Origin of the sequence: Rhodopirellula maiorica SM1 (assembly GCF_000346295.1) — a bacterium.
Taxonomy (GTDB): Bacteria; Planctomycetota; Planctomycetia; order Pirellulales; family Pirellulaceae; genus Novipirellula; species Novipirellula maiorica.
Genome location: NZ_ANOG01000035.1, coordinates 1 through 8,306, shown reverse-complemented (window position 1 = coordinate 8,306; position 8,306 = coordinate 1). Strand labels below are relative to the sequence as shown.

Annotated in this window: 2 protein-coding genes; both read right to left on the bottom strand. The window is 58.9% G+C overall.

From position 1 onward, the window contains the following. On the bottom strand, nt 1-897 hold an 897-nt coding region (locus tag RMSM_RS01190; RefSeq protein WP_008690287.1), incomplete at its 3' end, for a VCBS domain-containing protein. Then, the gene (locus tag RMSM_RS01185; RefSeq protein ID WP_236621955.1) at nt 882-8,255 is read right to left on the bottom strand and encodes a VCBS domain-containing protein; all 7,374 of its coding nucleotides are present in this window, start codon (nt 8,253-8,255) and stop codon (nt 882-884) included. The genes RMSM_RS01185 and RMSM_RS01190, both read right to left, overlap by 16 nt. Nucleotides 8,256-8,306 lie beyond the last annotated feature (51 nt).

Below are 8,306 nucleotides of genomic sequence, written 5' to 3'. Positions count from 1 at the left end.
ACCGCTATTACGGAGTGCCTGAACGGCGGCATTGTTGTTGTCGACGATGTAGGAATACGATCCATCAGCATTGATCGTGATCGCTCCGTAGGAACCGGCGACTGAGGTTGCGACCGAGCCGGATGCCGATCCCGCAACTCCGGCGGTGACCCCACTGACGTTCTTGGTTTCTCCGTTACCGACGGAGTCGACATCGGTGTCGTTGTCTAAAACATTGCCCGTCGGATTTACTCCAGCCGTACCGTTGGCCGATCCGCCGGCTTCGACCGCGACGTCGGTATCGGCCACCGCGGTGGGGGTATCGTTTTGGCCTTGGATCGTGATCGTGATTTGGGTTGTCGCCGTTGCTCCGGCGGTGTCGGTGATCGTGTAGGTAAAGACGTCATCGAGCGTTTGGCCGCTGTTTCGCAATGCCTGGACCGCGGCGTTATCATTGTCGACAAAGTAGGTATATGAACCATCCGAGTTGATTGTTGCCGATCCGTACGATCCGGTCACAGAAGTACCGACGCTACCGGACGCGGATGCTTGAACGCCTGCGGCCACACCCGCGACTGTTTGGAAATCTCCCGCGTCAACATCGGTATCGTTGCTGAGCACATTGCCCGTCGGATCCGTGCCCGCGGTACCGTTGGCCAGCCCGCCGGCTTCGACCGCGGTTGGCGTGTCAGCGGTTGCTACTGGGTTATCGTTCTGGCCTTGAATTGTGACCGTGATTTCGGCAGTACTATCGAGCCCGTCGGTGTCCACCATCGTGTAGGTGAACACATCGGACAACGTATCGCCCGATGTTCTTAGGGCTTGAACCGCGGCGTTGTTGTTGTCGACGACGTAGCTGTACGATCCATCGGAGTTGATGGTGATTTCGCCGTACGTTCCCGTCACTCCGCTGGCCACGGATCCGGATGCACTGGCTTGTGAACCCGCGCGACGCCACTGACCGATTTTGTGTCGCCTGAGTCCAAATCGGTATCGTTCGAGAGCACGTTTCCGGTCGGATTGGTGCCCGCGGCCGCGTTACTCACACCGCCTGCTTCCACGGCGGTCGCAGTATCATCGACCCCGATCGGTGCATCGTTCGCGCCTTGGATCGTGACCGAGACCTGGGTGGTCGATACAGCACCGCTGGCGTCGATCATCGTGTACGTGAACACGTCAGTCAGCGTATCGCTGCTGGTCCTCAGGGCTTGAACGGTGGCGTTGTTGTTATCGACGGTGTAGGTATAGCTGCCGTTAGCCGCGATCGTGATCGAGCCATAACTTCCTGTGACGGACGAGCCCACGGATCCGCTCGCCGATGCTTGCACCCCGGCGGCCACACCGTCGACCGTCTTAGTATCGCCCGAGTCGACGTCGGTATCGTTGCTTAAGACATTACCGGTCGGATCGGTCCCCGCGGTACCGCCTGCGTAGCCACCCGCCGAAACAGCCGTGGGGGTGTCAACAACAGCGACGGGATCATCGTTCGCTCCGTGCAGCGTGATCGTGATCTGAGCGGTTGAATCGAGTCCGGCCGCATCCGATACCGTGTACGAGAAGACATCGGTCAGCGTGTCGCTGCTGGTTCGCAGTGCTTGAACCGATGCATTGTCGTTGTCGATGTTGTAAGTGTAGCTGCCGTCGGAGTTGATCGTGATCTCGCCGTAGTTTCCGATCACTGCCGAACCGACCGAACCGCTGGTCGATCCCACGACTCCTTGGGCCGCGCCGGTGATCGACCATGTGTCGCCCGAGTCGACTTGGTCATCGTTGGTCAGCACGTTGCCTGAGGGATCGGTGCCCGCGGTCCCATTGGCCACGCCGCCCGCCTCGTACGCATGGTCGCTGTCGACGGTTGCAACCGGCGCGTCGTTGGCGCCTTGGATCGTGATCGTGACTTGAGTGGTTGACGTCGCACCCGAGAGGTCTTCGGCGGTGTAGGTGAAAATGTCAGTCAGCGTGTCGCCGCTGTTCAGCAGGGCTTGGACGTCGGGGTCACTATTGTCCACTGTGTAGCTATAGTTGCCGTCCGAGGCGATGTTGATCGAACCATACAAACCTGCGACGCTCGAGCCGACCGATCCGGTCGCCGATCCGGCGGTGCCTGCGGTCACACCGCTGACCACCAGGCTGTCGCCAGCATCACTGTCGCTGTCATTGGCTAGGACATTGCCGGTGGGATTGGTGCCTGCGGTCCCGTTGGCAGTGCCGCCGGCTTCGACTGCCGTCGCGGTATCGGCAACCACATCGGGATTGTCGTTGGCCCCACGCACCGTCACTGTGATTTGCGTCGTCGAGCTCAGCCCATCGGTATCCTCGAACGTATAGGTGAACACATCTTCGAGACTTTCGCCACTGGTTCGCAGATCCTGGACAGCCGCGTTATTGTTGTCGACGTTGTAGGTGTAGCTGCCGTCGGAATTGAGCGTGATCGAGCCATACGATCCCGTGACCATCGCCCCGACCGATCCGGCCGCCGAAGCTTGTACGCCGGACGCCACACCCACGACCGTTTTCGTATCACCGCTGTCGACGTCGGTGTCGTTGCTCAGCACGTTGCCGCTGGGGTCAGCACCCGCGGTGCCATTGCCGCTTCCTCCCGCCTCATAGGCAGTCGCGGTATCGACGACCGCGATTGGGGCGTCGTTGGCGCCTTGAATGGTGACCGTGACCTGGGCGGTCGATTCCAGCCCCGCGGTGTCATGCATCGTGTAGGTATAAATTTCCTGCCGCGTGTCGCTGGCGGTTCTCAGCGACTGGACGGTGGAATTGTTTTGGTCAATCGTGTAGGTGTAGCTGCCATCGCTATTGATCACGATTTGTCCATAATTGCCCACGACCGATGCGCCGACGGATCCCGATGCCGATCCAACCGTTCCCAGTTGTACCCCAATCACCGACTTGGTATCGCCGCTGTCGACATCAGTGTCGTTAGTGAGCACGTTGCCAGTTGCGTTGCTGCCGGCGGTGGCGTTACCGATGCCGCCGGATTCCACTGCGATCGAATTGTCGTCAACGGAGTCGGGAGCATCGTTTTGTCCGTCCACCGTGATCGTCAACTCGGTTGACGACACGTTCATCGAAGCATCTTCCATCGTGTAGGTGAAGATGTCGGTGACATGGTCACCCGACGTCAGCAGCGCTTCGACGTCGGCATTGTTATTGTCCAGCGTGTAGGTGAAGGTACCATCACTATTGATCACGACTGTGCCGTATGTGCCCGTGACACTCACGCCGACACTTCCACTGGCCGATCCGGTGGAACCGGCTGCGACGCCGGTGACGACCTTGTTGTCGTTGGACGAGTCGTTATCCAAGACATTACCCGACGGATTCGAACCCGGCGTGGCATTGTTGACGCCGCCCTGTTCTTCGGAGGTCGCGTGGTCGGCCTCAGCGACTGGTAAATCGGTGCGACCGTCAATCGTGATCACTATCTGCGTGGTCGACGACAGTCCAGCTGCGTCCTGCATCGTGTAAGAAAATGTCTCGCTAAGCGACTCACCGTCGTGAAGCGCTTCGACGTCGACATTGTCATTGTCAAGCGTGTAGGTATAGCTTCCATTAGCATTGATCACTAGCGAACCGTAGCTGCCGAGGACGCTGATGCCGACATTGCCCGAGGTGGATGCTTGAACGCCGGTATCGACACCGACGACCGTTTTGGTGTCGCCCGCATCGACGTCGGTGTCATTGGTCAGCACGTTGCCGCTCGGATCTGTCCCCGAGATATTGTTGTAAATTCCGCTCGCTTCGATCGCAGTGGCGGTGTTGGCCACGGCATCCGGCGCATCATTCGCGCCGGTGATTGTAACCGTGATTTCCGCGGTGGAATCAGCACCGCTCGCGTCCTGCATCGTGTACGTGAACACTTCCGAGAGCGATTGCCCCGAGGTTCGCAGTGCCTGGACCGCTGCATTGTTATTGTCGACCGTGTACACGTAGTTGCCGCTGGCATCGATTTCGATCGTTCCATAAGAACCGGCGACGTTGGTAGCGACCGACCCCGAGGCGGAACTTTGCGATCCCGCGGCGACCCCAACGACGGTTTGGGTGTCGCCTGAGTCGATATCGGTGTCGTTGCTGAGCACGTTGCCGGTGGGATTTGTTCCGGCAGTGCCATTGCTGGTGCCACCTGCTTCGACCGCGGCCACGTTGTCGTCGACCGCGACCGGATCATCGTTTTGACCTTGGATTGTGACGGTGATCTGCGTCGTCGAGCTCGCGCCGTCGGTGTCCTGCATCGTGTACGTAAACACGTCTTGCAGTGTATCGGACGCCGTTCGCAGTGCCTGTACCGCCGCGTTGTTATTGTCAACGTTGTACGTGTACGAACCGTTGGCATTGAGTGTGATGCTACCGTAGCTACCGGTGACTGCCGACGCCACATTGCCGCTGGCCGATCCGGCCACGCCCGTGGTGACGCCGGTGACGGTTTTGGTATCGCCCGAGTCGACGTCGGTGTCGTTGGTCAAAACGTTGCCGGTCGGATCGGTTCCCGCGCTGGCGTTGGCGTCGCCACCCGCTTCGACCGCGGTTGCATTGTCCGCGACCGCGACGGGAGCATCGTTTTGACCTTCGATGGTGACTACGATCTGAGTCGATGAGTAGGATCCACCCGAATCCTGAACGGTGTAGGTGAACGTGTCGGTGATCGTTTGCCCGGATGTTCGCAACGCCTGCACGATCGCGTTGTTGTTGTCGACCGTGTAGGTGTAGTTGCCGTTGGCATCGATCACGATACCACCATAGGTCCCCGTGACGGTCGAATTGACATTGCCCGATGCCGAGGCGACGGTGCCGGATGCCACCCCGGTGATGGTAAGGGTATCACCGGTGTCATATTCTAGATCGTTGCTGAGTACATTGCCGCTGGGGTTTGATCCCGCTGTCGCATTGGCCACGCCGCCCGCTTCGGTCGCGGTATCGCTATCAGCCACGGCGACAACGGCATCGTTGACATCGGTGACCACGGTCGATGCGGTTGCCGATTCGCTGGAGTAGGCCGATGTGCCGCCCCCGCTGCCGGGATTGGCATACGATGGCGAACCGAACGACGAAGCAGATCCGGTGGTGGTATCCCAAGCCACAAAGTCAAACGTCGCGGTTTCGCCATTGAGCGTATCGGGTTGGTAGCGAACCTGTGTCGACGCACTCAGCAGCAGTGCATTGGTACCGGTGATCCCGCTGAACGAGGTCCAGTTCGTCCCATCGGTCGAGTACTGCCAGTTGCCGTTGCTGCTGACGGCCGTGACCGCGATTCCGTTGGTGGCGCCCGTATCGACATCCGCCCATCCGGCCGACGCCAGGATCGAGCTGACATCGGTGGGTGTCGAAGGAGTGTCTTCGTTTGTCCCCGGTAAATTGACAGTCGCCGAGTCGGTGATCGTCGGAGCATCGTTGACCGCCGTAACCGTCACCTGGGCGGTGCCGACGTCGTCGCTGAATGCGGTCGTGCCACCGGTTGCAGTGGTATTGACCTTGGTGCCTTCGGTTCCCGTGGTTTGATCCCAAGCAACAAACGAGACCGACGACGTGTCGGCGTTCATTGCGTCGGGGACGTATCGCAGATAGTCCGTCGATCGCAACAGAAGTGAGGTGCTCGTGGTGACCGTGCCGACATCGGTCCACGTCGATCCATTGAGTGAATATTGCCACGTTCCATTGCCGCCACTGATTCCACGAATTGCAATCCCTTCGCTCGCGGCGGCGTCGACATCGGTAATCCGGTCACCGGACTGACTGGCGATAATCGACGCGACGGTATCGCCCGAGTTGTTCGTCTGGTCTTCGGTAATGTCGGTCAGCGTGAATGTAGACGAATTGTCGAGCACGGGCGCGTCGTTGACCGCGGTGATATCGACGTTCACGCTGCCCAAGGCGACATCACCGCCACCACCGGATCCGGTGTTGCCGTTGTCGTTGACCTTGACCGCTACGGAATCGGCGTTGTCACCGTTGGTGTTGGCGGCCGAGTGCAGGTACTGGATATTGCTGATGGTATCGAGGTAGGTGTTCAGATTGGCCAGCGTTCCGGTCAACGTCAGTATCCCCGTGCCACTGCCGCCAATCGTGACACCGCCACCACTGTTGGCGGTTAAGTTGCCTCCGGTCGAAGTGGTGAGCGTCACAGTCAAACTGCCGCCGCCGTGATCGACATCGCTGAGGTTGATTTGCGACAGATCGACATCGCTGCTGACATCTTCAGTCACCGTGATGTCGCTAGGCAACGAACCGGCATTGGTTGGATCATCGTTGGTAGCGGTGATGTTGATCGTCTGGCTTGCCGAACCTTCTTCGCTGCTTCCGTCACCGGTCAGACCAGGATCGCTGCCGGTATTTCCGCCATCGTTGACCGTGACGGTGATCGTGGTCGAGGCACTTGGTGTGTCGCTGCTATTGAGATAGGTGATCGTGCCGGTTCCGGCGCCGGTCAGTAGGTTATCGATCTGGCTGAGCGTACCGGTGATCGTAACGGTTCCCGTGTTGTTTCCTGAGCTGATCGTGATGCCGGAATCACCTGCGGCCACCGTGATCGCGCCTTCGCCGACCGCTATCGTGGTGGTCATCGTCCCGCTGGCGGCATCGACATCCGTGACGGTGAACCCAGTGCCTTCGATGGCGAGCCCGACTTGTTCGGTCGCCGATAGCGCACTGCCGGGACCATTGACCACCGGCGTGTCGTTGATTGCGTTGACCGTGATGGCGACGACGTCGGAATCTTGCTCGCTTGATCCGTCGCCGGTCAATCCAGGATCAGTGCCGCTGTTGCCAAGGTCATTGGTGGTGACGGTCAAGTTAACCGGGCCGTTGTAGTTGGCCGCGGTGACAATGCTCAGTCCGTTCAAGGCTGCGTTGATGTTAGCTACCGAGCCGGTAAAGACCATATTGGCATCCCCGCTGCCGTCGCCGGTGGAAAAGGTCAATCCGGTGGTTTGCGATAGATTCAATACACCGCCAGCATCGACGCTCAGTTCGACACGAACATTGTTAGAATCGGCGTCAACGTCGGCAATCGAAATTTGATTTCCGTTTCCCGATGAGAACACCAGTGTGGCATCCTCGTTGACACTTTGGGCACCCGGGATCGTATTGACGGGGGCATCGTTGACGGCGTCCACCGTGACGTTGGCAACCGTCGTGCCGCCGCCGAGTCCGGAGTCGTCATTGGACGTTGAGCCCTGGACTGTAAAGTTGCCGGTGCCGTTGAAATCAGCATCGGGAGTGAATTTCAGACCCGTGGTTCCCTCGGCGACCGTGATGAATGAACCGTTGGTGATCTCGGTCACACCGTCGTTCTTGTAGAGCGTTCCGTTGGTGATGCCGGTGATCTTGTAGTGAGTCACTTCGGCACCATCGGCAGCGTTGCGAGTGATCACCAGTCCGCTCGTTGACTGAGTATCCTCATCAGTGGTCGCACCGGTTATCGAGGGAGTGTCGGCGACGGGATTGACCACGAGGCTTGCGGTATCGGTCTCCGATGAAAATGCGGTGGTGCCTCCCGACAGAGATATCGTTTCGGTAATTTGGACATTGTCGACCAAAATCTCTTGGCCGCCGCCGTTGTTGTCGTAAAAACGAATTTGCGTGTTGGAGGCGATATGGGCGGAAATGTCGAAGCTTTTGGTTCCGGTAGCCGTTCCCGAGTTGACAGCCAACAGCGTGGTCCAGGTGCTACCCCCATTGGACGAGACTTGAGCAAGAATCGCTCCGCCTCCTCCCAAATTGTTAGTGACCAGATCAAAGGAAAACGTCGCAGTGCTGGCAGAACTTAAATTGGCTTCGCGGTAGATGTATTTACTGGAATTGGACTCACCAACGTTCAATAGTCCACCTGAGACGAAATACTTGCCCCCAGACGCACCTCCGCCCCCAGCGTCATTTTCGATCCAGTCGGTCGACCAGGAAAGCGAACCATCATTGTTGCTGTACGAGACCGAGCTAAAGGTATCCAAAAAGGTTTCCGACGTCGAACTCGTATCGGCGACGCCGCCATTGCTGCCACTGGTTTGATCCCAAGCACGGAAGGTAATGGCATCCGCAAGTGTGCCGTGATAATCGGCATTGGGCTGGAAGTAGAGTCGTGTGTTAGCGTCGGCGGCGAGCAAACGAGCGTTTGAATCGCTGACGGCGCCTAACGCGTTCCACGTGCTGCCGTTATCAATCGTGTAGTACCAAGTGCCGTTGCTGGTATTGGCCGCGGTGACCGCGATCCCCAGTGCGGCACCGCTATCGGCGTCACTGACGTTGTCGAGTTGTCCCGCAGGACTATCCATGTCGACCAAGGATGAAACGAGGCTGCCGACCGCACCTGAGGGAGCGCCGGC